This window comes from Arthrobacter sp. SLBN-112, assembly GCF_006715225.1.
In the GTDB taxonomy this organism is placed as follows: Bacteria; Actinomycetota; Actinomycetes; order Actinomycetales; family Micrococcaceae; genus Arthrobacter.
On record NZ_VFMU01000001.1, the window covers coordinates 2,208,493 to 2,234,127 of the forward strand.

Consider the following 25,635-nt stretch of genomic DNA (forward strand, 5'->3'; position numbering starts at 1 on the left):
AGTGACAGATAAAACAACATTGACCGAGGCCAAGCGCGATGGCAAAGCCCAAGCTGCAGCCGATAAGGCGTACCGTAAGGCGACTCGCCCCTGGTTCAAGAAAAAGCGCTTCATAATCCCGCTGATCATTGTGGTGATAGCGATCGTTTCGTCGATGGCGAATGGCGGCAAGAGCAATTCTTCAGCTACTGCCACACCTGCTACCGACGCATCAGCCACATCTGCTGCGGCGCCCGCAGCAGCACCTGCGGCGGCGGCCGCTCCTGCTAAACCGGCTGCTGAAGTAGTGCAGGTCGAAGCTGGTCAGCTGCTGGCGGATTTTAAGGGCAATGAGGCCGCCGCCGACGCGAAGTACAAGGGAAAAGTTCTGCAGGTCACTGGCTTCGTCAATAAAGTCGACACCGAGTTCCTTGATAAGGATCAGTACATCGTGCGGGTAGACAACGGCGACAAGTACAACTTCCTGCACGTCAACTGCAATGACCTTGCAGCAGCACGGGCAGCAACCATTGTGCCCGGAAGTGCGATCACGGTGCGGGGCAGCTTCCAGGACGGCGGGGACCTTGGCGTCGAGCTGAAAGCTTGCGAAGTTCTCTAACCAGACTCATCGATTCTCGGCGGTCCAACTCTGTGCCTCAGTAAGGCACAGAGTTGGACCGTTCTAGTTAATGGCATTGGCAATAGCCTTCCGTGAAATCGCACATGGGTTCGTCACGGTCACACTGGCAATCAGCATTAGCAATGGTGGGACGAGTCTTGCGTTCGCGGGCATGGCCGTCCTGGCGGCGGCCAATTGGCTGTATCACGGGGGTGGAAAGGTTTCGAGCCGGGTTGAAGCAGGCGACGAGGCGAAGCCCCTCGTGTTTGTCGACTGAACCAGGTGCTGCGAACTCCTCTTCTGGTCTGCAGCGAAAGCGTCCGGTCAGCAGTGGGAAAAACGACAACGTCGGCCCATGTTGCGGCCATATTCGGATGACCATACGCTGAGCAGACCCCAGTGTAGGGGAGCGGAGTGACCAATTCCGAGGGCTGCCCCCGCTGCCCATCTGTAGCGTATAACCACAGGCTGCCGATAAGCACTCGCAAGGATCGGTGCAATGTGGATGTTGACGTCCTGAAAGCTATTGAGGTTTCCCACCTCCACGGGGTCGCGCCCGATAGTCTGCGCAAGCTGCTCTCGGAGGCCCAGCGCAAAGATCTCCCGGCCCGAACGGTAATGCACCGCGAAGCCGATGCGAATCCGCACCTGGAAATGATCGTGTCTGGTGTAGTCAGAGTCTTTGTCAGAGCTCCGGACGGACGCACCATGACCATCCGCTACTGCCGGTCAGGATCCCTCCTCGGCGCAGCATCGCTGTTTGCCTCGGATTTCTCCTTACCTGCTTCCCTCCAGACGCTGACAGCGACGAAGTTGTTGAGCCTGTCGCCGGGCAGCGTACGCCGAATGGTAAATGAGGATCCGAAGGTCGCGGTTGCGCTTCTTGAAGAACTCAGCGAACGGGTCCTGACTTTCATCTACGAGATTCCCGACAGCGCCTTCGCCAGCGTCCGGCAACGGATGGCCCGGCATTTGCTCGATTTGGCCTCGGAAGTGGCCCATGAGCAAGTCCGGGAGGGCCCGGAGCTTGATACCGAGCTCGTGGTCAAGGCATCGCAGAGTGAACTCGCGGAGGCGGTGGGGACTGCACGGGAAGTTGTGGTGAGGATTCTGCGTGAGCTGCGGCAGGAAGGCATTGTTCACACCGGCCGGGCCGGCATGGTCATTTTGGACCCGGCGCGGCTGGTCCAGGAGACGCGGTGGAATATAGGTTCCTGACAGGCCCACCCATCCCGGCTCACACTGGAGCTCCCAGAGGATCGATTAAGGCAGGCGCGTCATGGTCATTGATTGTGTGGTGGTTGGAGCTGGCCCCGCAGGGCTCGCCGCTAGCTCCTCGCTATCGGGACTCGGCATCGAGCATGTCGTTCTGGAGCGGGCTCGGCCAGGCGAAACGTGGCGGACCCAGCGCTGGGATTCGCTTCATATCAACAACCCAGCATTCATGAACACGATGCTGGGGGCCCAGGACCCGGACACGTACCTGACCCGGCAGGAAGTGGTTCAGCGTCTGGAAGAGCTGGCTTCGAGAGCGCCGATGCTGACGGGCATCGACGTCGTCGGGCTGGCCCGGCTTGACGATCGATGGCTCCTGCGGACAAGTGAGGGCCAACTTCAAGCCCGCAGCATCGTGGTTGCAACCGGCGGTGAGAACGTACCACGTGTGCCTGCCCTGGCAGGACGGCTGCCAGATCGAATCATGCAACGCCATGCCGCAACATATAGGAAGCCCAGCGATCTGCCCGAAGGGGCGGTACTGGTTGTCGGCAGCGCACAGTCCGGGACCCAGATCACTGAAGACTTGCTGGCGGCAGGCAGGCGTGTCTGGCTGGCAACCTGCCCGGTCGGTCGCGCATCGGCAAGGTATCGCGGAAGAGACACTCTTCGGTGGTTGGACGAGACGGGCTTCTTTGAGGACCGCCCCGAGGACCTGCCAGACCCTGGATTGGTCCGGGCCGTACCGGCTTTGCGGGCGCCGCACGGACACGACATCAGCCTGCAGCTGCTGGCCAAGGCTGGAGCAACACTCACCGGCCGACTCGTAGCAGTCCAAGGTGACACCCTCGCTTTCGACGACAGCACCGCAGCCAACATTGCCTATGGAGACCGTTCCGCAGCGAACATTCGAAGCATGATCGATGCACATATTCAAGCTCACGGGCTTGAAGCACCAGCGGCCGAACCGGACCCAGGGGAACCGGCGATTGAGATGGATCCGCCCCGACAACTTCGCCTTCAAAGCGCGGGGATAGGCAGTGTCATTTGGTGCACTGGCTACACGGGAGCATTCCAGTGGCTTGGGGAAGGTTTTACAGATGCCGCGGGGGCGCCGTTGCGTCAAGGAGCAGCTTCGCCTGCACCGGGTATCTGGTTTATCGGCCTACGGTGGCTTATACGCCGCAGCTCAGGGAACTTTGTAGGTTTCCCCAGAGACGCCGAAGTCATCGCCAACTCTATTCGAAGCTTTCTGGCGGCCAAGGTTCCCTGAGCGGGGATGGCCGCCACGGTGGCGGCTTAAGTTTTATCAGCCTGCGTCAGTCCCATGAACATCGTCCGGTGCAGGGTATCGACGTGCTTCCGGGCGACCTCCACCGCTTCCTCAACGTCACAGCTGCTCCAGCTGGCCGCCATCAAGGCGGCAGGGCTGAAGGTGGTGGAACGGCCGGACACCAAGCCAACGCATCCGAAGGCATGTGACCCCGACGGTCCTCTGTTCGAGGCGCGCGCGGCCGAGGTCACGTCCCTGTGGCGGCTTGTTCCCGATGGTCGTATGTCCTCACGGTCTGCTAGCCGGGCCGTCCTCGGGTTTTCGGAGCCGGTCGGGTCGACTCCTGAGGAGTGTAAGTACAGAGATCGGTCTTCCGTTGCGGCCCAGGCTGCAGCAGACAAGTAAGCCGGAGCGGGACATAACCTGGACACCTTTGAAGGTGAATCCACGGCATTCCCCGTTTAGAGTTCGTTGTTGTGTTCTTCCTGCAGTAGCTTGGCGAAGTCGGAGGCGTGGGTTGCGGGCCACCAGTGGCCGGCTTCCACTTTCGTCACAGTGAGCCTGGACACCCAATTGCCCAGACCGTCTGTCAGGCTCGGGGAGACGAACCGGTCCATTACCGGGACAATCACCCGGACAGGAATCGATACCTGAAGCGGTGGCTGGCGTTTGGCTTGGAAGTTTGCCCGGTAGAGAGCAAGCCCGCGGATGGCGTTGTCGCCTACCGTGCGTCTGGTGGCCCGCTCATAGGAGCCGGTGAGGAAGAAACGCCAAAGCGCTTCGGGCAGCATGGGTATCTGGAAGACTGCTACGTACCAGCTGCGCAAGAGTTGTCCCAACAGCTGTGCCCAGCCGCGCGGGTGCCGCAGCCGTTGCCGCATCCACCAGGAAAAGTGTCCAAGGTCCGGCCCGGAGACGCTCGTGAAGCGGTTGATCCTTCCGTCGGCACGAGGGTCCTGGACTGCTGCCCATGCCTGGATGGACCCCCAGTCGTGGCCCACGAGGTGAACGGGCGAGGCATGCGTGGCCGCCAGCACGGCATACAGATCATCCACCAGGGCCGGCAGCACAAAGCTCCCCGGCTTGTCGGTGACAGATGATGATCCGGCGTTGCGGGTGTCATAAGCGATGATGTGGAATGTTTCCGCGAGTTCGCGGATGAGCTGAAGGTATACACGGTGGTCGTCCGGGTAGCCGTGAACCAGGAGCAGCGTAGGGGTATCGGCTGCCGGGTCCTGGCCGTATTCAAAGACCGCTAGTTCCGCACCCTCGGAGGCGACTATCCGCTGCCTTTCGTTCCAGCTGCTCATCGGCAAAGCCTATAGCTTCAACCGCCCGGCTGGGCTTCCTGGTGGGCTGGGCCATCCTGCTGGACTACCTGTTCCTGCCCATGGTCATCCGGCTGATCGGCGGTTCGTACCTGAGCGCGCAGTCCCCAGCGGGCTCTGGATCGTGGGCTTCATCGTCATCACCACGCTGCTGAACATCCTGGGCATCAAGGTGGCGGACAAGGCCAATTACGTGCTCACGGCGTTCCAGCGGCTGGTCATCGTGTTCTTCGTGGCGCTGTCCATCGGCAACTTGGTGTCCACCTCCGGCGCCGGGGGACTGGTGAGCAGCCAGCCGTTCGTCAACGACACCGCCAGCTTCGCCACATCTCCGCCGGCGCGGCCATCGCCGCCTACTCGTTCCTGGGGTTCGACGCCGTCACCACCCTCACCGAAGAGACCGTCAACCCGCGCAAGACCATGCCGCGGGCCATCATGCTGGTGGCCCTGATCGGCGGCGGCATCTTCGTGGCGGTGTCCTACGTGACCCAGCTGGTGCACCCCGGTGGCGTGTTCGAGGACTCGGCGTCCGCTGCCAGTTCCATCGCCCTGCAGATCGGCGGGCAGCTTTTCGGCGCCGTCTTCCTGGCCGGCCTGGTGGTGGCGCAGTTCGCCTCCGGCCTCGCCGCCCAGGCCAGCGCGTCCCGCCTGCTGTACGCGATGGGCCGCGACTCCGTCCTGCCCAAGGCGGTCTTCGGCCGGCTTAGCGAGAAGTTCCACACCCCCACTGGTGAACCTGGTGATCACCGGCATCATCGGCCTGATCGCCATCTTCCTGGACGTGGCCACCTCGACGTCGTTCATCAACTTTGGTGCCTTCACCGCCTTCACGCTGGTGAACGCCCCGGTGGTGTTCCACTATGTGCGCCAGCGCCGGGCCGGGCCGGGCACCAGCTGAACCCAGTGGCCTACGTGGTGGTCCCGGTGATCGGCGCGATCATCTGCGCCTACCTGCTCTCCCAGCTGGACAGCAACGCCACTACGCTGGGTGTGTCCTGGCTGGTGCTGGGCGTGGTGGTACTGGCCCTGATAACCCGCGGGTTCAAGGCCTCGCCGCCGGAGATGACGGCCACGGAGAAGGCAACGGTCGAGGCAGCCGCCTGACGCTTGTCGGGGTTGTAGTGCGGCCGTTCGGCCGCGGGAAGGAACAGCCGTGAGGATAGCGCTGGGGCAGCTGGAGTCAGGTGCCGACATCCGGGCCAACCTCGCTGCGATGGACCGGTTCGCCGCCGAGGCAGCGCGCGGCGGCGCCGCGCTGGCCGCCTTCTCGGAATACGCCACCTACGAGAAGAAGAAGGTGGACGCGACGTTCCCCGAGGTGGCCTAGCCGCTGGACGGCCCCGTCTGCACGGAGCTCGCCGGTATTGCCCGCCGTCACCGCATCGCGCTGGTGGCGGGCGTGGTGGAAACCTCGGACGAGCCGGGCAGGGCGTACAACACGCTGGTGGCGTTCGGGCCCGACGGCGGCCGGCTGGCTTCCTACCGGAAGATCCACCTCTTCGACGCACAGGGTTTCGGGGAGTCCGAGTTCATCAAGCCGGGGCCGTCCACTGACCCTGTGGTGTTCGAGCACGGGGGAGTGCGGTTCGGCCTGATGACCTGTTACGACCTGCGGTTCCCGGAACTGGCGAGGGCACTGGCGGACGCCGGCGCGCAGGTTTTGCTGGTCTGCTCGTCCTGGGTGCCGGGCGAGCACAAGACGGAGCAGTGGCTCGCGTTGAACGCAGCGCGGGCGATCGAGAACAGTGTGTATGTGGCGGGGGTGTGCCAGGCGCCGCCCGTGTCCATGGGGCGGAGCGTGCTGGTGGATCCGATGGGGGTTGTGGAAGCGGACCTTGGGCTTGCCGCTGGTGTTGGAGCGGTGGAGGTGTCGCTGGAGACGGTGGACCGGGTACGGGAGTCGTTCCCTATGTTCCGGCAACGGCGGCTGTAGGGAGCGAGCTCAATTCTGGTTGCCGATGACTGGAGGAGCTTGACCAGGAACGTCTGCCTGTTCTAGTTATCCGTTCTGGTTTGACCGGTCCATGCGTGTCCGTCCCAGTATGCCAACACCCCTTGGGTAGGCGTCGGGTACCAACCGGCCGGGGAAGCCACCTGTGCTGTCGACGGAGGTGGCGCCGCTACAGGCGGGACCTGCTGCCTTGCCAGTGCCTCCTGGACGGAACATACGTGAACCGTCCACCTTGCCCCATTCCACCAGCGCACGGTACCGCGGCCTTCGTGGTACCAGCCAGGAGCAGGATCGCGACCAAGAATATTGTCTAAAGACTTCCATAAAGATGAAGTGACTAGCGACGAGCTTTTTGGCGGGGGAGTCATCAGGTTATGCCACTGTTCGGCGACAAATACTTCGGCTTGCTCTTTGGTCATACGGCCTGCATGAAATTCATTGTCTGCCCACTGACATAGATTCGCATAGTCATTTGCCAATTGCTGACGCCGAAGCTGGTCAAGCTGGGCAGCTGCAAGTTGCGCCTGAATCGCTCCCTGCATGGCCAGCTGTCTCTGGATATCGAGCTGCTGTCGAGACGTGACGAAGCTGCCTACATTGGCTGCCGTGTTCAGGCGGTTGCCTTTCATCTTCCCCACGACACTGTCCTTCTTTCAAAAGGCGACCTACGAAGGTTGCCCCAGCTCTTGGCGGAAGATTATCGGAGATGGCCTCGCGTGACTAGATCTCATTCAGTCACACCTCGAGTCGCCTTGGCTAGGCATGTCACGAGAAGCTTTAATCCCAGTACAAAAACCTGGTGGTCATCGGTGTCTTGTAGGCCCTGATCGCAATCGTCCAGAACCTGTCTAGTCGGAGTCGCTTTACAACCTCCATGCCATCACCGCGCTCCAGCTGGTTAATGCCTAGGTTACGTCCCGATTATGAATTGCCCTGCTCCAGTCGTCCCCATTGTTGTGTGGTTGGTCCATCGCCGCACCTGGTGGCAGAGGTTCCAGATCAGGAACCTCTGCGCATATGTCCGTGACACCAGAATGCAGCGATTCTCGCAGCTCCATGAGCTTAGCCTGGTAGCTTCCCGGATCATGGTCGGAGTCGCTCAGATGGCGGTTACACGCCACCAGCATTCCAGAGAGCGTTGAGCTGGCATGGGAGCGTGGGGGAAGACTGTGACGAGCTATGCGAATCCATTCGCGCATCTCTAGCACGCTTTTCGTGGTGCGATCGAAGTCGGATGACTCTCGAGCATCCGGAACCCATGTGGGGATGATGTCTCGAAGGGCCCGTTTGTGATACAGGTCGTGAATCAAGTTCGTCAAGACCTGCTTCTCCGTGTGCCTTTGTTGTGCCCTGAAAGTGCAATATGCAATACCAACGGTCAGGATTGCGCCCACGAACGCCCCGATGACAGTTGCAACGACGTCAGACCAAAAGGTGTCCCACATGGTCAAAGTATCCGGTAATCTTCCCGGATGGCGGTAACGACAGGCCGCCCTTATCCATTGAGCCTCCCTACTCGTTCCTGGGGTTCGATGCCGTCACCACCTTCAGCGAGGAGACCATCAACCCGCGCCGAACCGTGCCGCGCGCCATCATGCTGGTGGCCCTGATCGGCGGCGGCATCTTCGTGGCCGTGTCCTACGTGACCCAGCTGGTCCATCCCGGCGACGTGTTCGAGGACTCGACGTCCGTGGCCAGTCCCATCGCCCTGCAGATCGGCGGGCAGCTGTTCGGCGCCGTGTTCCTGGCCGGCCTGGTGGTGGCGCAGTTCGCCTCCGGCCTCGCCGCGCAGGCCAGCGCCTCCCGCCTGCTGTACGCGATGGGCCGCGACTCCGTCCTGCCCAAGGCGGTCTTCGGCCGGCTCAGCGAAAAATTCCACACCCCGGTGGCGAACCTGGTGATCACCGGCATCGTGGGCCTGATCGCGACCTTCCTGGACGTGGCCACGTCGACGTCGTTCATCAACTTTGGTGCCTTCACCGCCTTCACGCTGGTGAACGCCCCGGTGGTGTTCCACTATGTGCGCCAGCGCCGCGCCGGGCAGCAGCTGAACCCGGCGTCCTACCCTGTTGAAGGTGGCGGCGATCGTCAGGTTCCTCGTGGTCGCTGCTCTTCGGATGGCTGCCGGGCGTGGTTACTGGCTCGCGACCCGGCGGCGTTCTTCCGCAGTGGAGCTCTGTGACCATTGAGCAATGACCAACGAAGAGATCAAGGCCCAGCGGAAGATCGACATGGAGACCACGAGGGAGTGGGGAAGGGAAGCCCCGGCGAGGCAGCGGGGTGACTTTAGTCCTGAGGAGCAAGCTCGAAAAGCTGTCGCGTACCATGCTGCCCAGGAGCGCCTGCGTGCTACGGCCAAGGATTTCCAGCCGGGCGGTTAGACCGAGCCTCGACACGAGATCTCTGACCGAGTGAACAACGAACAACGGCCCCACCCACAAAAATAGGTGGGGCGTTGTTCGGTTATCGGAACTATCCCGGCCCTACTGGATGTAACGGTTGCCGACTCGTATGAGTTCGGTTTGGAGAACTCTCTCAGCTAAATGCTGCACTTCGGACATCCAGGAATCGAAGGGCTGCCTCTGGGGCGGAACCGTAAGGTGCGCGTCGATGTACCAAGGCTTGGTCCTTTGAATTTCATCAAGTGGCAGGAACCGTCCGTAGTGGGCTGTGGCGTTGCGTCTGGCGTACCATGCCCGCACAAGTTCGTAGAGGCTAGATGCTGGTTGCACCATTGACTCTTCGTTGTAGTGATCAGGTGCGGAAAACAGCCTGTCTACTATCAGCTGGTACACGCGGGGCGCGGCGCGGTCGGTCCGCTGTCCATGCGGCCAAACGCTTCCATCCAGAAGCGTAACTACTTGATCTGGGGCAACTCGCGCAATTGCGAGGGTCTCCATGGCAGACCAGAGCCTGAAGTACCTGGCATCCTTCGATTGCTCCGCCACAGCTTCACCGAACAGGTCAACACATAACTTCAGGACTGGGTCGTTTTGCACGGCGGCGTGCTGACTTAGAAGGTTGGCCTGATTCTCTCCCGCTACGAACCCTCCCGCTAGGTTCCCGCGGTAACCCGGGTGATCGAATCTGAACTTTGTCGTCACGGTGCCATCAGACTGGCGTTGAGCGATCCATGTGACTGTGGGCCGGCCTCTAGCGCCTCTGTTTATTGCCATGACAGAGAGAAGGTCATCCCGTGCGCGAGAGCTTATGGCGTCGGCTTCTTCAACGTCAGCCGCATAGACAGATGGGCAGACGACCACCGCTACCGGGTGATCATGGGCAAAACGCTGCGTCCATACGTCCTCGGGCGCCGTGTCAGGCCAGCCAAGCGCGTCAAGCGTTTCGTGCATCAGGTTGCGCGCATCTAGGCCGCCAGGTCGGTTCTTCGTGCCATAAATCCTGACGCCAGGAAGCTTCATCTCATCCGTAATCAGGAGGCCTTCCACGAGATGCACTATCTTGTGTTCCTTCACGCTAGGAGCTTCCGAGTCACCCAGCGATACCTCGTATCGCCGCCGGATCTTTTCCGTGACCTCGTCGTACCGGGCCTCGACCTCGGCATGTGACGTCGGGATGGGGTGCTCAGGGTTCACGATGCTGATCTCAACTTGCTCTAGAACTTCTCTTTTACCCGAATGCTGCACGGCTCCGACGTAAATCAGGGTCTCGGCCAAGATTGTTCCCATCGGAAAAGTTCCCCGTGCGGTGCCGTCCGCGTGCATGACGAGCGGATAGCTCCCCATCCAACGCTCTTCCACAGCGTCAAGGGCATACACCTCTGCCACAATATCCGACGCCGAAGGGGGAAGGTTCGTGACGGTGAGCGTGAGTTCATTACCCACAGAAAATATTAGGGGGTGAATGGTGCCGAGTGCAGTTGCCATCACCAGATCCTATATAGGCAGTGAACGAGGAGACCATCAACCCGCGCCGGACCGTGCCGCGCGCCATCATGCTGGTGGCCCTGATCGGCGGCGGCATCTTCGTGGCGGTGTCCTATGTAACCCAGCTGGTATACCCGGGCGGTGTGTTCGAGGACTCGGCCTCCGCGGCGAGCTCCATCGCCCTGCAGATCGGCGGGCAGCTGTTCGGCGCCGTGTTCCTGGCCGGCCTGGTGGTGGCGCAGTTCGCCTCCGGCCTCGCCGCCCAGGCCAGCGCGTCCCGCCTGCTGTACGCGATGGGCCGCGATTCCGTCCTGCCCAAGGCGGTCTTCGGCCGGCTTAGCGAGAAGTTCCACACCCCCACTGGTGAACCTGGTGATCACCGGCATCATCGGCCTGATCGCCATCTTCCTGGACGTGGCCACGTCGACGTCGTTCAGCAACTTTGGTGCCTTCACCGCCTTCACGCTGGTGAACGCCTCGGTGGTGTTCCACTATCTGCGCTTACCTGCTCTCCCAGCTGGACAGCAACGCGATTACGCTGGGGGTGTCCTGGCTGGTGCTGGGCGTGGTGGTCCTGGCCCTGATCACGCGCGGTTTCAAGGCCATGCCACCGGAGATGACAACCACGGAGAAGGCGACGGTCGAGGCAGCCGCCTGAACCTGCCGGATTGTAGTGGTGGGGCCGAGGGAAGGAACTCTTGTGAGGATAGCGCTGGGGCAGCTGGAGTCGGGCACCGGCATCCGGGCCAACCTCGCCGTGATCGACCGCTTCGCCGCCGAGGCAGCGCGCGACGGCGCCGCGTTGGTCGCCTTCCCGGAGTACGCCACCTACGAGAAAAAGAAGGTTGACGCGGCCTTCCCCGCGGTCGCCGAGCCGCTGGACGGCGCCGTCTGCAATGAGCTCGCCGCCATTGCCCGCCGCCACCGCATCGCCCTGGTGGCGGGCGTGGTGGAAACTTCGGACGAGCCGGGTAGGGCGTAAACACGCTGGTGGCTTACGGGCCCGACGGCGGCCGGCTGGCTTTCTACCGGAAGATCCACCTGTTCGACGCGCAGGGCTTCGGGGAGTCGGAGTTCATCAAGCCGGGTCCGTCCCCTGACCCGGTGGTGTTTGAGTGCAGGGGAGTGTGGTTCGGGCTGATGACCTGTTACGACCTGCGGTTCCCTGAGTCGGCCAGGTCACTGGCCGACGCCGACGCGCAGGTCCTGCTGGTCTGCTCGTCCTGGATGCCGGGGGAGCACAAGACGGAGCAGTGGCTGGCGCTGAATGCGGCGCGGGCGATCGAGAACAGCGTGTATGTGGCGGGCGTATGCCAGGCGCCACCTGTGTCAGTGGGGCGGAGTGTGCTGGTGGACCCGATGGGGGTTGTGGAAACGGACCTCGGGGTGGAGCCTCGTGTGAGGGTGGTGGAGGTTTCGCTGGAGACGGTGGGCCGGGTGCGGGAGTCGTTCCCAATGTTCCGGCAGCGGCGGCTGTAGGTCGCCAGGTCAGCCACAGCGCCGGAATCGGAGACTCTCTTCAAGTACGCTCCTGCTGGACCGAGGCTGTGTTCCAGGCACGCAGAGCTTTGGACCGCCACCGCTTCAAAACGTCGGAATGTCGACATTGGTTGACCGGCGTATCCGAGGACATGGAGTTTCAGTATGAGCTGCAACTGATTGCCTTCACGCGGTCACATTCGCATGGTGACATGTTGTTTTTCCGAATTTCTGGCGGAAAGTGATGTACGTACCACGTAGCTTTGATGAACTGCGGATGAACCGATGAAAATGCGCGGGGCACCTTCATCCAGTCGCTCAGCCAAGGTGCCCAATTGACTCGGTCCCTTATAAATTTTTGACGTATATGCGCAGTTGCGGAACAACCTTCACGAATGTGCCGACAGGAAGCTGCATGGGCAACCCAGGGGGACACGAAGATTGAACTACTCACTTGCGGGAGCATACCGGATAGAGTTCGACTAGCTTAGATAGGAGCAATCGTGGGAAAACTCACTGTGGAATCGATTGGTATTTCAGAATTACTGGATCGACTTCGGTCTAATGCCTGGCTGGTGCCTGCTTTCCAGCGTGATTTCGTCTGGTCAGAAGCCGATGTCACCAGTCTGGCCCTCTCAGTTATCGAGGCGCGGCCAATTGGAATGGCCACCCTGTGGGAGCAACCAGACGATAGCGACCTCACACTCGTACCGGCCTCGATACCGGATACGCAGAACGGCCAATCAGTTGATGCCTCCTTGTCGGCACCTGAGGACCGGCCCAAGAATTTTTACGCGGTCCTAGACGGACGTCAACGCGCTACCGCACTTGCCATGGTTTTCGGGGGTTTGCGAGCAACAGATGCGAGGCGGCGGTTTTCGGGACGATATTTCCTCGACGTTTCCCACGACGACCCAAGTGGCCGCGTTCGTTACGTACGTGAGGCGCAAGTCAAAGCTAGCAAGTACGACCAACTAGCTGTCTGCATCGGAGCTGGCCTATTTCCACTCTCGCCCGAAGCCGACAAGGACTTAATGGGGCAGTGGTACACGTATATTCAAGCGATTAATGATCCGTCCAACTATCCGGATCAAGCACTACCTGAAGCGGCGGAGCTCGAGCGGCGAAACGAGATACTTAAGCAAGCTTTTAAGGGAATCACGGAGACTGTGTTGGCGGTCTACATCGTTCCGGCTGAGTACACGCTTGGCGAAATATGTGAAATATTTGAAACCCTAAACACCACAGGGACAAAGGTGTCCACCGTGGACTTGCTCCACAGTTGGCTATATAACGACACGAGTTCTGAGTCCGAGCCGATTCTTCTCCGTGACTGGATTGACAACCTAGGAGAACTTGAAGGCGCTGTCGGCTGGGCCTCGAAGTCCAATCGACCCGAAATTATTGCTCAGGCTGTGACGGCTTGCTATGTCGCCTTAGACTCCGAGAAACCGGCTCCCCGCGCGGTCGGCGGAAAGTCAAAGCCAACCGCAGTGACGTCCATCAAGGCAGGAGACCTTCTTGCTACGCCTGCCGCCTTCTGGAAGCAAGCAATCGAGAATGAGCGGGATCTCGCAAACTACATCGGGGACTTCCAGACTTGTGTGGCAGGCGGCAACTTCCCGCTGTCCGATTCCCCCTACCCGGTTACGATGGCGATGTACTCCGCGCTTCGTTGGTATATGGGACACGACAGTCGATATGCGAACCAATGGAATGTGGAAGAACTGAATGGACTCTTCAGAGCATTCTTCTGGCGAAACGCTCTTGCCACACGATACGACCAAGGGTTCCTCAGCCAGAGCAGCACGGACATGCGGGTTCTGAAGGAAATCTTGTTTCGCCGAGCCAAAGCAGGAAACGCAAATACTTGGGCTGCTGAGGCTAACGACGAATTGCAGTCGTCGCTCGATCTGCCGGTTCCAGATGCAGCGTCTCTAAAGCAGCAGCTCTTACAGGCCAAGCCTGCCGGTGCCCTGGGACGCGCACTGACTCTTGTTGTCCGGACACAACCAACCCAAGACCTCGTTAACCCCAACGTCTCAATTGCATATCCCAGCTCTAAGCCTGTGGAACTGCACCATCTTTATCCTTTGAACTGGTGCGCAAACAATAAGCACGGAAAGCTCGGCGAGATTCTGGACCCCAATAGGGCGGAGTTCGATTACGCCAGATCTGTAGCCAACCTCACGCCTCTTACCCGCGAAAGTAACAACACTTGGCGCGCCAAGACGCCCGGACTTGCGCTCACCGAGAAAGGGGTCACCTTTAACTCCTCAAAGTCGCGATTGGAAAGTCATTTCATTTCAGCCGAAGCCTTCGCTGCTCTAACGGCCGATGAGCCGGATCCCCTGAGCTTCTGGGAATCGAGGGCAGTGGAGATTGAGAAGGACTTGCGCTCTAGGTGCAACGTCCAACTCTGACGGAAGCATGAACAACGATATCCCCTCCGCCATGGCACCACTTTTGGCGAAAGCGTTCACCACCGGCATTGAAACCACCATTGCTCAAATTGCGGAATTACTTGGCCTTCCTGAGGGGGACCCCCTTACTGCCGTGCAGGCGGTTGTACAAACAATTGAAGTCTGGGGATTGGAGCTCAACCCCGACCAAGGTCGGGGCACTTTTAGGTCCTCGCGAGTCCTCCGTATCCCCGAGATCAGCAGTTCAAGCGCGGAGATTGGCAAGTTGATAGCACTAGGTGAGGGACCAGGCATCGAGTTCAAAAGTTCGCTCTTATGTTCAATCCGTGATTGGCGTCAGCATGGCAGCCTTACTGAACTTCCTGCTCTACCCGGGGAAGTCCTCAAAACCCTTTGCGCTTTCCTGAACAGTGACGGGGGCGAGCTACTGATTGGAGTAGACGATGACGGAGAGCTATGTCACGGTATTGAACGCGACCTGGATCTCAAAGCCTGGGACTTCGACAAGTGGCAGCTGCACTTAGTCTCGCTCATCGAGGGGCGCTTCCTCGACGGTGCAATGGTGATGCCCTACATCAGGATTCAGCCACACTGGCTTGACAACTCACCAATTGTGCATTTGACGGTGATGCAGCGTACTGCCCGCTCTTTCGTGCGACGGGAAAAAGCCCGACCCTACGAATTTTTTGTCCGGAATGGTTCGCGAACCGATTCGCTGGATCTTCCGTCGTTCTATGCTCACCTACAGTCGCGCAGCGACCTCTAGCTGTACTGCCCAGGCAGGTTGGTTAAGCCGCTGATGGGTAGATGGCCTCCGATTGCGGTGCGGGGCCTCACAGTGATTGTAGTGGTGCAGCCATGCCCGGAGGGCGTTTCTGAGGGCTGATTCCGTGGCGTAGAAGCGTTTGAAGGCCCACCCGTCGGCGAGGTTCGGGTGGAAGGGTTCGATCTTGCCGTTGGTCTGCGGCTGGTAGGGGCGTCTTCTTGGGCTTGATGGTCGTGTCCCTGCAGGTGTCGCGCCAGAGGTGCGATTTATAGGCCGATCCGTTGTCGGAGAGGATCCGCTCAACTGTGACGCAACGAGCGGCAAACCACGACACGGCACGCCGGAGCACTCCGACTGCGGTGGCCGCTGTTTCATCGCCGTGGATCTCTGCATAGGCGACCCTGGAGTGGTCGTCGATGACCGTGTAGACATAGGCGGTTCCGATCAGGGGCTGGCGGTTTCTGCCCCGCGCCTTGTCCGGTGTTCCGGCCCGGTTCCGGCCTCCTTGCTGACGCCCAACGTAGCGCCAGCCGCCGCCGTCGAGGATGTTTCCGAGCTTCTTCACGTCGACGTGGATCATGGCTTCGGGCCTGTCGTGCTCGTACCGTCGAATGACCTCCCCGGTGCGCGTGTCCACGTGGTGCAGGCTATTCAACCGGCACCGGACCAGGACCGCGTGCACGGTCGAGGCCGGCATGGACAGCTTCCCCCGATTGCGACCGGCCCCAGTCGGACCAGCCTGCGGCCGCGATCTCCCAGTAGATGAGTGCCCAGCCGAGGTTCCTACCTGCCAAGCCGCCTGCCGAGATTTTCCACCTGGATTATTGTACGGAGCAATATGGACTGCACCCGGTTACCGGAGGGAGTCCGCCAGGGACGTCCCTCCATGTCCACCCCCCGGGCATCGCAACGGATGGCGGCCGCAATCGCCTCGTTCATCTTGTATGCCAACCTCTGGCCATACGTGATTTCTATCCACTCGGGCTCTAGTCCTGTCTCCCCAACGGCAATGCATTTCCCATCCAGCCATTTGGGCAGATTTTCTGGGTCTAAATCGACGTCACTACAGAAGAGATCCGATTGCGCCAGGATAGGGGCATCCAAATCGGCCTGTCCCGTAGCATCTTCGGCAACAGGTAGAGCGAAGACGGTCACCAGGAGGTCGCCATCTTCGTCTGGCTCTGCCACTTTCATCACATGAAGTTCGTAAGTCCCTACCTGCCAGCAACTTTTCACTCAGCCCACCTTTTTGTCCAGCCTTGGATAAAGATTCACAATGGGGTGAGCATATGGATTCGGCGACAATACATGCACGAGTAGTCACTACTCACTTTTTGTCGAGTGACTGAGTAGAAGTCTGCCCCTCTACGCTATCCCGGAGGTGCATATATCGGCCCCACAGAATCCGGATCTTGCGGGGCTGGCTGCGGTTAGACTGGTACCACTGACCGCTCTTGATGCTGACTTGGCCCCTTTGACCTCGATCGCCGTGATCTCACGTGAGGCCTTTGACCAACAGATCGAGCTCATGCTAGTTCCTACCAACAGGGCCTTGAACGGAATGGGCTAGGACAACGTCTTTGGGGCTGTTTCTGTGAGCACTGCATTCGCAGTCCCCAAGCGGGCGAGGCGGCTCGCCGACCGCCAACGACGGTCTGTCTTGTATGACCAATGCAAAGGGGTGAAACGGGCAAACCGTGGACCGACGAGGAAATCGCGGCGGTCGTGGAAAAGTACGTTGAGATGCTGACTATGGATACTGAAGGCCGCTCCTTTGTTAAGGCAGCTACTATAGGGACATAGCAGTCAAGATTGGCAGTCGCAACACGAAATCCATCGAGCGCAAGATGTCGAACATCAGTGCCGTGTTGGTCTCCCTGGGGTTCCCTTATCTTCGCGGGTTGGCTCCTTCCAGCAATTATCAGCGCAGCCTTCCGGTATTTGTGCAAGTTGAACTCAAGCGAAGCCGGATTCGAGTAGCCAGTTCCCTCCGCGGCATTTGGAGAGGTGCCCGAGTTGCAAGGGGTTGGTGCCAACTGATCAGCGAACTCTGATCTGCTTCAGGCGGGAGGAGATGCACGATTCCTCCCCGTAGTGCCCTAGCAGCCCCTGTCCGTTTAAGCTCTGTATTCATCTCTGCTGTGCACTCTCGGCAAAGTCACTAGGGCTCCTGAACAAGCATTAGAATTCTTGTCCAGGAGCCCCAATGAATCGCATGACGAAAGGGTTTCTACTGAAAAATGGGATAAAGCCCGGACATCAGCATTCTTGATTTCACCATGACTTGGGCAGACGTAGTTCAGCCATTGGTTCTAAGGCTACGGAATAGGTTGATGACATGGCTGGGGTTGCGGTCAAGCATGAACGTATCCACATAGACAACTCCATCCAAGCCGACCTGTTCTGCGTTAATCTGTGCTGTTGCCTTTGCCAGTCTGTCCGACAAAAGGGCAGCCTCTCCTGATTCGAGGGGGTGGCGCAGGATCACCGCGATGCGTCCCTCGGCTGGTTTGTCCCAGATGGCGCAGGCGGCGAAGTCATTCTGGAGTGTGGAGACGTTGTAGACCGACGCCCAGTTCTTCATGGCTTGCCGTTGTTTGTCGAGCTCAACGGTCAGGCTATGGCCGTCTAGAACTGCTTTCAGGTCTCTGGCCAGGCGCCAGTCAAGGAGTGCGTGGTATGCCATATTCGAATAATCGCGCAGACAACGGTAGCAGGAAGACGAGCACTCGAGTGAGTGCTCACCCGCCAACTCGTCCAGGTATGTGTCAACTTCGGCGAGATATTCCTGGAGGATTTCGGGGCTTCCCAGGTGGCTGCTAAAGCCCGCGCCGTTCTCCAATGTGTCAGCAAGGAAAGCAAACGTGGTCGGCTGACCGTCCTTGAGTCCGGTGTAGATTCCCGCGTTGAATTCCTGGGATTGTATGTCGAGCTTTTTGGCAGCCACTGTCCTCATTAAGAAGCTCAGGGAGTACCAAGCGGCTCGGCGGCCTTGAATAGAGTCATACGATCCGTGTTGTTGAGGTATTCCGCTGCTCAAATCCAGCCGCAGCCCCTGTGATTTGATCACTGCTGAACGAGGTCCGTAAAACAGGAAGTCTGTCGGTTGAATGGTTCCCAACGCAGCAGCGATGGAAGATTCGGACTGATCGGTGTGCACCGCGCTGGTCCCATCAGGAGCTATGGCTACATAGCCGCCCCAGTAATCATTCGGGAGGGCTTGCTTGAACTGGAAGGATTTGCCGGAGTTGTCATTGATTACGTACCTCTTCCCACGGCCCGAATATGCGACTGAACCGGGGAGGGAAACGGAGAGCAGTCTTTGGAGGTCGGCGACAGCCCGAGTTGAGGTTGACTTGGGTGACCAAGAGAAATTGCCGTCGAAATCTCGGGGGGTACCAGCGCGATATCCTTTGGGCTCCCGGAGATCGATGGTGCTGAAGATTCCGGAGTCAGCGCCACACTGGGGGCAAGGGCCTCCTGCGTATTCTGAGCCTGATGGTTTTTCTTCCACGTATGCACACTGCCTGCAGACGTCGATTAGTCGTTGGTCTCCCAATGCATTGTCCTCAGCGGCGACTGTGCGACCAGCGGGGTAGAACGAGGCCGCTCCGATGACAGGATAAATTTTCCCGTCGCGTACAAGCTCACTGCCCGGAGCGAACTGGTTAACTGCCATCGCTGCATCGCGGTCAATTACATTGTCGGGCGGCCAGGGGAAAGCGGAGCTTGGTTTCTTAAGGTAGAGGTCCCGAACTTTCGAAGGGAAACCGAACATAGGCAGGAGACCGCTTTCGGCTAACCGCTGACTGAGGTCGGAGTGACCGGGGACGTCACTGAAGGCAACCACGGAAATATCCTCGACCAGGGACGCGATACTGGCACGTGCGGCGTCCAAGTCATCTTGGCCAAGGTTCGTGTATGTGGCTAAGCCGTTCACCGCCTTCTCAACTGTTGACCCGTTGTTTTCAAGCCATCGACTTAGCAGTGGCTTGACTTTGGCCCAGCCCGATACCAACCCGAATTGGCCGTGTGTGTTGTTACCTAGTCCGGAGAATTCGTCATCCATGACAAGGACGTCGGCAAAGTCGATGAATGCACGCCGAAGGGTTTCACTTCTCAAAGCACGCGTATATATTTCTGGACGGTTGAGTGCGAGGTAAGGCTTTGGTGTTGGCTCGTTGGTGATGAGTTCGGGCCGTCCAAAGTAATACTCATCGTGGCTGCGGCCCCGGCACACCGTAAGTGACACCGCCATGGGCGTCAGACGTCGGCCGGCACGCCCTACACGCTGCTGGTAGTTGAAGCGGCTAGGTGGCATGTTGGCCAAGATGACGGAATCGAGGGCACCGATGTCGACACCAGCTTCCATCGTTGTGGTGACGGAGAGTAGCTCAATCCCATCGGACTTCTTGTTCTCCGTCTGGTTGAGGAAAACATTCTGGAACCGGGCTTGTCGGGATTGGGCGGCGAGCCTGTCGGTTTGGCCGGTAAGTTCGGCCGCTGTGAGTCGGAACTGGCCCTGTTCATGCGTGGCCTTATGACCGTAATAATCAAGATCTGTCCCGTGAGCAGTTGCTTCTGGGAGGTCCTTACCGCAGTACGTGCACAGCCCGCATCCGTACACCAGGTGCCGACGACGGCAGTTCTGACATGTCCATTCACTGCTGGAGGGCTGGTAAATAGTTGCTTTATCGGCGTGGATTAGGAAGTCGGATACTGCGTCGCCCCATACCTTCTGAACCGACGTTTGAACGTCATCAATGTCCATGTCGAACTTCAACGTGACTGCCTGCCAGAAGGTCTTCAGCTTTCTAGGTGGCGTGTTGGATCCATTCCTCATGCCGGCGAATCGGCGCATTCCTGCAAGAATGCGCAGGCTGGACTGTGCCATGGCAGCAGGTGAGGACGGGATATTCTCAGCGGGGGTGACAGATCCTACAAGTCCAACCCAACCTAGGCCAAGAGACTCATAGTCGCGTCCTACCCCGGAAAACAGCCCGTCAATGATCTCCTTCTGCAGGTTTTTGTCTATGGCATCCTCAAGTTTCTTTTGAGCAGTGGATAAATCTGTTTTCCGCGCTGGCGAAGGATCCCAGCGGTAGATAAGCGACCAGGATGAGGGGGACTTCTCGTCCGTTTGCTGGAGGGAGGCCGATGGGCCGCCGGGATTTATGCCCATTTCCACCAGCCGCTGACTAACACGGTCAGTGAGTACGGGAAGTGAAGGGGACTGAGCAAGCTGGCGGATGGCTTCGTCTTCTGGCACTTCACTCTCAAGGTCCCACACGTCCTGCAGGAGGGTGAATGCGTTCAGATCCTTGGAGCGCAGGCGTTTGATTGCGTCCTTTGACTCTGCGGTCTTCTTTCCGTCGACTATATGTTCCTTGGCTACCGGAATATCGGCCAATACCTGATCTGCTGCCGCAAGTTCTGTACGGAGGAGCAACCGCAAAAGATCCTGGTAGTGCCTGAGGCTGATTCCGGACGATAACTTGGCGGCGTCCTGTCGGCTGTCAGTGAAGACGATGGTTTTCCGGTTCGCGGGCTCGAGGTCTTGGAGCAGTTCTGTAATGAGCACCTGATTTATTTTTTCGAAACCAGTGCGCATGGCCCGAATGGGTGATCTCTGACGTTTTATGTCTGCAGCCGCCACGGGCCCATCAGCAGTGTGGGTTATCTCCCAGTCATCAGCGCAATTAGGACACCTCGTCGGGAATGGCGACAACTGCTCGGGGTTACGTTTGAACTCGCCAGAATTCTGGCCACGCTTGCTTGCCGGTGTTGCCACCTGAAACGTCCAGCCTGTGTGGTCATTACTTGCCGTCGGACGGAGCTCGCCTGTTTCAGGCCTGAGGATTGAGCGTCGGAATGCGTACTCTACTTTTTTGCCGTCTGCAGTCCATTCCCGGTCCTCCAGATCCGGGTTCTGCTTTTGTGGCCAGTACAGAAGGTAGTTATTGGCTGTCCGCTCGAGACCCACCTGATCGGGTAGATGTTCAATGTCGGACAGGTCTGCCAACAGGGTTACTGGCTTTCCCGGAGGCTGGGTCGAACCGGTGGGTACGTATCCTCCCAGGAAGACGTCTCCACAATTTTGGCAGTACAGGAATTCAAGTACCCTGGAGCCGCACAGGCACCGGCTCACCGGGTCAGAGTACAGACGCCCTACAGGACGCGTTTGACTGGCTCCTTCCTGAACTTCAGGGCAGGCCGGGTCCGTGCAGGCCCACATACCCGGCACGTTACGGAAAAAAAGATGGCTTCGCAGGAGAGGCCATTTGACCCCGCTTGTTTTCCCCGAAGACGCTGCAGCGGCTTTCAAGAGCTTCTGCAGCGCCTGGCGGCGCGATCTTTCAGGCAGCGAGGGGAATAGATGAATCTCCATCTGCTTTAGGGACTTCGCCTGCGGTTTCGATTGGGGCTCCCCGTTTTCGCCAAGGAAAAAGATGTTACTGAGGGCACTGGCTGCCGTGAGCTCGTCCGTGTGCCCGGGGGTTCTCTCCGGGCTTGCGAATGCCGTTTTAGACAGGTCAAGGGCCGCATCCTGTGAGCGGATGAGCTGTCCGGAAAGGAAGTCGAATGATTCGCGCGGCACACCAAAGAATTCCTCGACGAAGGCTTCGTCCCGATTGGATTCCAGGGAGGCGGAAGCTGCAATGACTTGGAACTGGCTGGAGTTCTCGGCCAGTCCGAGCCTCATTTTCAGGTTGCGAATAAGCAGCGCAACTTCTGTGCCGGCGGTACCTCGGTAGGAGTGCAGCTCGTCGACGATGAATGTGAATCGATGGTCGGAGCTGGCTTCAAGCCACTCACGAGTTGAGTCGAAGTACCGACTGTCACGCTCGCGCAGGAGCAGGACGTTGAGCATCGAATAATTGGTAATGAGGATGTCAGGGGCGGCATGGGCCATGTCCCATCGGGAGACCATTTCCGCTCCGCCCAAATTGGGCATGAAGTACTTAGACTCGTCATCGAGTTGCTGCATTTGGGTGCTGCGGTGATCGATATCTTGAAGATAGGAGCGCAGATTTCCCACGGCAACTTTGTTGTCCAGCGCTCCTGTGACGGGCGTTGCCCCCGTGTACCGACCGAAGTAAAAGCGGTGTCCGCGTCTGTTCTTATCTAACCAGGTCCGGGCCGCGTCACTGTCCAGTGCTTTCCTCAGCCGGATAAGTTGATCGTCAACCAGCGCGTTCATGGGATACAAAATGATGGAGCGAACGGCTTTGGCACGTCCTGTTTCTGTCTCCCGGTGTGGAACAAATGGACCATTGGATCGTCTCCACCAGGGGGCGAAATGTGATCCGCGACCAGTCCAGGAGCTTGATTCGGTTAAAAGATTAGAAAGTAGGGGCAAGAGGAAGGCTTCCGTCTTGCCCGCACCGGTGCCCGCGGTCACCACCACGTTGCGTTTGTCCTTTACGACCGAGATCAGGGCTGACTCTTGGTGTGTGTACAGCTCCCGATCTGCAGGGATGAGGCCGGTCCGCGCGAACTCAGCAAGCTCCTTCGAGGCGTTGGCTTGTCTTGCTGAATCCTCGAAGGACCGGCTGGATGCCTTGTATTCGGGGCGCAGTTCGATGAAGGGTTCCCTGTAGACGCCGTTGTCTTTGTCCAGGATCCGACGTCGTTCTGCCTCAAGGTTTTCATCAGCGAGTCCGAACGGTGTGTCGTAATAACGAAAGTATGACTCCCGTAAGTGATTAAACGTTTCGACTATGTCCAAAGGCATGATGTCGACTTTCTGTAGATCGGGCGGAAACGCTGCATGTTCTCTAGCGCACTTGCAGGTGTTGGTGAATGGATCGGGCGACGGCTAGAGCAACGGAGTTGGGCACGTTGTCGTATGTCCGCGTTCCGTCCGGAGCCCTGACGGCGCTGACCCCACTACAGAGGGCAAGTGCTCGCTGGTGTTGAACCGGTAGCGGGAGGGAGCCGTTGACATGGAGTGTCCCGATGGGATCTTCGTCGACATCTTCGACAATCTTCAGCTGGAGACACTTGCTGTCCACCTCGGACATCGTCAGGCACATACCTTCCGCATAGCCGATAGAGGACCAGTGCCCAGATCTGAGCAACCAGTATTGCCACCGTCCGTTCACTTTCTGTTTGTACAGTCCATCCCTGCGGAAAGTTTCAACTTGAATGAACTCCCGCTCGAAGACGTTGAACATCCCAACCGCTGAACCGTAAGCGTTGGGGCCGGCTGCTCGAGGCCCGAGAGCGAGCAGAGGAAGATTCGCGGCAACGTGCGAGGCAGCACAGGGGATGAACGTTGCTTCTGCGTTTGCGGAAACGTCCCTGAGCCCTGCTTCGCTGTCGTATTCAAGGAGAAGGATTCCTGGATCGCCGAGCGACGCTGTCCTGGATTTCGGGGGTACCACTCTGTGAAGCACGGCCTCCGACTCAAGCCGGCCCTCTAGTTCCGCCGTTCGTTTGCCGATGACCAATGCAAGCGCTGAAGAGCCTGGAAGTTGCGTCAATACCGTTGGTCGAATTCGCCATTTGCTTTCTGACCACTGCAAGTCCAAATGGCCCAATACCTCAAGACGCCGAAGATAGGCTCGAGCCGCATGCGCTCTGGCATGCGGTGGACTGTCCATCACTGCGGCGACTGATGACGTCACGTCGGAAAGGCGGCCATGACCACGAAAACTCAACCACTCTAGGACGAGATCACCGTCCATAGATGCTGTCCTCCATCGACTGTGACAAATACGATCTCCACAAGCGGTCTTCGTTATTGATGGTTTCCCTAGCTGCACGGCGCCAAAATTCCTGGGAATGGCGCTCCAGTGATCCGAAGTTCGGTGGATCACTAGATATCCGTTGGGGCCGCGACAACTTTCCTGCCCGTTCAGTTAAGACCCAAGTTGTACCCCCCGGGACAGAAACTTTCCACTGGTAGGACTGGGGGAATCCGAACCTGGTAATGAAAAGCGGAATACGAGGTTCACCACGCCTTCGTACCAGTCCCGAGGGAGATACGAACCATACAGCGGCATTCCGTCCCCTTCTGCAGAGCACGTACTCGGGAGCTCCCGCTTCAAGCGCCGGACCCGGAGGCACGACATCGTCTTGACCTTTGGTGTGCGCTGCTTCCCACTGAGCGGCAGAACCGGTGGTGTGGACGAAAAAATCCAAGGCTACACCAGCGACGGAAACTGTGTGCTTTCCCTCGGTGAAGGGCCCAGCGACACGAAGGGGAAAGAGGGAACCGTTGGCCTTCAGTCGTGTTCCGGGCAGTCTGTTGTCAAGGACAACGTGTACGGACTCGTTAGACGATTCCTCTGGAAGCTGCACGTCCGGCTCACCCCCTTGAAGGTAATGGCGGCCGCCGACATCCGTCCGTAATTCAAGACCGTTCACAAGCTTGGGCCGTGAGTTGGGAGGTGCCTTTAGGAGCTGGCCCAAGCTATTGAATGCCCCTGCCGCTGAGAGGTCAATCGGCTCCACCAAGGACACGTCTACATAAACGGTCCATCCTGGGAAGAGCTTGCCGCGAAGCTTCCAGTAACCTGGCGCGGCACTTCTCGTGAGAAGTTCCTCCATTTCCGCTACATCGGTGTCCCGCACTACGAACAAGTGTGTTTCATCTGGAGTGGCCTCTGGCACTGACTGCCACTGCCCCGATGAGGGATCGATGCGCAAGATCCACATCTCACGCACATTCTTGGTCAGGAAAGCTCTCGTTCCTACCGCGCGGAAACGGTGATTAATCAGAGGAGCGCCTTGGGGGAGGCTGCCTCTTACGACGTCGTAGACAGATCCGTAATCGGGTTTTTGGATCGAGAAGAGGGAACCGTTGTCCTGCCTGAGCTCGTCCATTTCCAGCCGCGGATCAACAGGGATCGTCCAGCTCATCGACCAGTCCTCTGGGTCGATACACATGCGTAGGTCCAATCGCACGCGGCCCTTGACCACAGGTGGTCCGGAACTCTGCTCGACAGCCAATTTGCTAATCACAGCCAAGAGCAACGGATTTCCCTGGCCCTTCTGAACCAAATCGACGAATGCCGTGGAGAATCCTCGTGGCTTGTCCATCCACAAGCGGAGTAAGTCCAATAACTGATTCGGTGACGATCTGGAGCTTCTATCAACCCGAAGCCGGTCAAAAAAACCGGACAAGCGTTCCCGGTCGGACGCTTTCAACACGGTTTGAGAAAGTGGATAGCCGATTCTGTTGAAGGTCTGATGAGTGCGGATCGTGCTCGGGCCTAGGAGATGGTCGTTCCTCTCTATCCAGTCGTCGAGTGTCTGCCACATGTCTGCAACTAAATCGAAGTGTTTTTGTATCCCGGTGGCGGTGAGTCTGTTTGTACCTGACGTCATCAAGCTGACCAGTCGAGGATAGTAAGCAGCAGAGGAAAATGCCCCGTCGTTGCGCATTCTGGATCCTGCGATTACGGTGACGGCCAGAAGAGGCAGGCATGGTGGGGGTTGATCCTGCGGCCCCTTCCGCCAGGCTGCCATCCGTCGGTCAAGAGGCTCGAAAATTGCCGATGTGTCAGTTTGCCGGAGCTCCGCGAGAACAGCCGAGCGCAGTGACGCTACGGGATCAGGTAGGTCGGGACAAATCCGCGCCATTTCATCATCATCGAGAAACATGATGACGGGCTCATCCGGTTGGTCCATCGGAAAGAATTCTTCGGACAGCTTGGCCTGCCACCTGTCGTAGTCCATATGACTCCCCAAAACTTCCCTGTCCCCCA

21 protein-coding genes and 1 pseudogene are annotated in these 25,635 nt (G+C 58.8%); 14 read left to right on the plus strand and 8 right to left on the minus strand.

From position 1 onward, the window contains the following. The first annotated feature begins 1 nt into the window (after position 1). From FBY33_RS10305 to FBY33_RS10315, 3 genes are all read left to right on the plus strand, one after another. Positions 2 to 598 carry an OB-fold protein gene (locus FBY33_RS10305; protein WP_142030484.1) on the plus strand — a complete coding sequence of 199 codons (597 nt, stop codon included), beginning with the start codon at positions 2 to 4 and terminating at the stop codon, positions 596 to 598. Positions 599 to 1,099: 501 nt separating this feature from the next. Continuing rightward, positions 1,100 to 1,816, plus strand: coding sequence for a Crp/Fnr family transcriptional regulator (locus FBY33_RS10310; protein WP_142030485.1), 717 nt, complete (start codon positions 1,100 to 1,102; stop codon positions 1,814 to 1,816). 61 nt (positions 1,817 to 1,877) lie between these two features. Then, positions 1,878 to 3,086: a flavin-containing monooxygenase gene (locus tag FBY33_RS10315; RefSeq protein WP_142030486.1), complete on the plus strand. Its 1,209-nt coding sequence runs from the start codon at positions 1,878 to 1,880 to the stop codon at positions 3,084 to 3,086. Between the two features lie 461 nt (positions 3,087 to 3,547). Here FBY33_RS10315 and FBY33_RS10330 read toward each other — a convergent pair whose 3' ends face one another. Continuing rightward, entirely contained in the window at positions 3,548 to 4,396 is an 849-nt protein-coding gene (locus FBY33_RS10330; protein WP_142030487.1) for an alpha/beta fold hydrolase, read from the minus strand. 142 nt (positions 4,397 to 4,538) lie between these two features. Here FBY33_RS10330 and FBY33_RS20665 point away from each other — a divergent pair, with 142 nt between their 5' ends. Genes FBY33_RS20665 through FBY33_RS10340 form a run of 4 tightly spaced genes read left to right on the plus strand, consistent with a single transcriptional unit; the run spans position 4,539 to position 6,347 of the window. Further along, positions 4,539 to 4,865, plus strand: a complete 327-nt coding sequence (locus FBY33_RS20665; RefSeq protein WP_235010523.1) for a hypothetical protein — start codon at positions 4,539 to 4,541, stop codon at positions 4,863 to 4,865. Continuing rightward, positions 4,778 to 5,518, plus strand: coding sequence for an APC family permease (locus tag FBY33_RS10335; RefSeq protein ID WP_235010644.1), 741 nt, complete (start codon positions 4,778 to 4,780; stop codon positions 5,516 to 5,518). The genes FBY33_RS20665 and FBY33_RS10335 overlap by 88 nt, the downstream gene beginning before the upstream one ends. A gap of 49 nt (positions 5,519 to 5,567) precedes the next feature. Beyond that, complete coding sequence (locus FBY33_RS20670; protein ID WP_235010524.1) at positions 5,568 to 5,741, plus strand: hypothetical protein; 174 nt, start codon at positions 5,568 to 5,570, stop codon at positions 5,739 to 5,741. Between the two features lie 3 nt (positions 5,742 to 5,744). Then, the gene (locus tag FBY33_RS10340; RefSeq protein ID WP_268815886.1) at positions 5,745 to 6,347 is read left to right on the plus strand and encodes a nitrilase-related carbon-nitrogen hydrolase; all 603 of its coding nucleotides are present in this window, start codon (positions 5,745 to 5,747) and stop codon (positions 6,345 to 6,347) included. Positions 6,348 to 6,409: 62 nt separating this feature from the next. Here FBY33_RS10340 and FBY33_RS10345 read toward each other — a convergent pair whose 3' ends face one another. Next, positions 6,410 to 6,994: a DUF2510 domain-containing protein gene (locus FBY33_RS10345; protein WP_235010645.1), complete on the minus strand. Its 585-nt coding sequence runs from the start codon at positions 6,992 to 6,994 to the stop codon at positions 6,410 to 6,412. A 782-nt stretch (positions 6,995 to 7,776) separates the two neighbouring features. On the opposite strand from FBY33_RS10345, the gene FBY33_RS10350 reads away from it, so the two are divergent. Then, positions 7,777 to 8,547, plus strand: a complete 771-nt coding sequence (locus tag FBY33_RS10350; RefSeq protein ID WP_235010526.1) for an APC family permease — start codon at positions 7,777 to 7,779, stop codon at positions 8,545 to 8,547. 10 nt (positions 8,548 to 8,557) lie between these two features. Further along, positions 8,558 to 8,746 carry a hypothetical protein gene (locus tag FBY33_RS10355; protein ID WP_142030489.1) on the plus strand — a complete coding sequence of 63 codons (189 nt, stop codon included), beginning with the start codon at positions 8,558 to 8,560 and terminating at the stop codon, positions 8,744 to 8,746. A gap of 102 nt (positions 8,747 to 8,848) precedes the next feature. Here the strand turns inward: FBY33_RS10355 and FBY33_RS10360 are convergent, their stop codons facing one another. Then, positions 8,849 to 10,252, minus strand: a complete 1,404-nt coding sequence (locus FBY33_RS10360) for a hypothetical protein (RefSeq protein WP_142030490.1) — start codon at positions 10,250 to 10,252, stop codon at positions 8,849 to 8,851. Positions 10,253 to 10,272: 20 nt separating this feature from the next. Here FBY33_RS10360 and FBY33_RS10365 point away from each other — a divergent pair, with 20 nt between their 5' ends. From FBY33_RS10365 to FBY33_RS10380, 5 genes are all read left to right on the plus strand, one after another. Next, the gene (locus FBY33_RS10365; protein WP_235010527.1) at positions 10,273 to 10,836 is read left to right on the plus strand and encodes an APC family permease; all 564 of its coding nucleotides are present in this window, start codon (positions 10,273 to 10,275) and stop codon (positions 10,834 to 10,836) included. A gap of 116 nt (positions 10,837 to 10,952) precedes the next feature. Next, complete coding sequence (locus FBY33_RS20825; protein WP_268815871.1) at positions 10,953 to 11,234, plus strand: nitrilase-related carbon-nitrogen hydrolase; 282 nt, start codon at positions 10,953 to 10,955, stop codon at positions 11,232 to 11,234. A gap of 8 nt (positions 11,235 to 11,242) precedes the next feature. Continuing rightward, entirely contained in the window at positions 11,243 to 11,731 is a 489-nt protein-coding gene (locus FBY33_RS10370; RefSeq protein WP_268815872.1) for a nitrilase-related carbon-nitrogen hydrolase, read from the plus strand. 503 nt (positions 11,732 to 12,234) lie between these two features. Then, the gene (locus FBY33_RS10375; protein ID WP_160141951.1) at positions 12,235 to 14,154 is read left to right on the plus strand and encodes a DUF262 domain-containing protein; all 1,920 of its coding nucleotides are present in this window, start codon (positions 12,235 to 12,237) and stop codon (positions 14,152 to 14,154) included. 7 nt (positions 14,155 to 14,161) lie between these two features. Beyond that, positions 14,162 to 14,920: an AlbA family DNA-binding domain-containing protein gene (locus FBY33_RS10380; RefSeq protein ID WP_142030492.1), complete on the plus strand. Its 759-nt coding sequence runs from the start codon at positions 14,162 to 14,164 to the stop codon at positions 14,918 to 14,920. On the opposite strand, the pseudogene FBY33_RS20675 reads toward FBY33_RS10380, so the two are convergent. The 5 genes and pseudogenes from FBY33_RS20675 to FBY33_RS10400 all read right to left on the minus strand — a co-directional run. Further along, positions 14,917 to 15,674 (minus strand): annotated as a pseudogene (locus FBY33_RS20675) (DDE-type integrase/transposase/recombinase); the annotation flags it as partial. The gene FBY33_RS10380 and the pseudogene FBY33_RS20675 overlap by 4 nt on opposite strands. A 29-nt stretch (positions 15,675 to 15,703) precedes the next feature. Further along, positions 15,704 to 16,114, minus strand: a complete 411-nt coding sequence (locus FBY33_RS20350; RefSeq protein WP_160141953.1) for a hypothetical protein — start codon at positions 16,112 to 16,114, stop codon at positions 15,704 to 15,706. A gap of 1,105 nt (positions 16,115 to 17,219) precedes the next feature. Beyond that, a complete protein-coding gene (locus FBY33_RS10390) occupies positions 17,220 to 22,655 on the minus strand; it encodes a DEAD/DEAH box helicase (protein ID WP_142030494.1) in 5,436 nt (1,811 codons plus the stop codon). A gap of 43 nt (positions 22,656 to 22,698) precedes the next feature. Further along, positions 22,699 to 23,406 (minus strand): hypothetical protein, encoded by a 708-nt coding sequence (locus FBY33_RS10395; protein WP_142030495.1) that lies wholly within the window; start codon positions 23,404 to 23,406, stop codon positions 22,699 to 22,701. A gap of 193 nt (positions 23,407 to 23,599) precedes the next feature. Then, positions 23,600 to 25,606 (minus strand): hypothetical protein, encoded by a 2,007-nt coding sequence (locus FBY33_RS10400; protein ID WP_142030496.1) that lies wholly within the window; start codon positions 25,604 to 25,606, stop codon positions 23,600 to 23,602. Between the last annotated feature and the right edge of the window lie 29 nt (positions 25,607 to 25,635).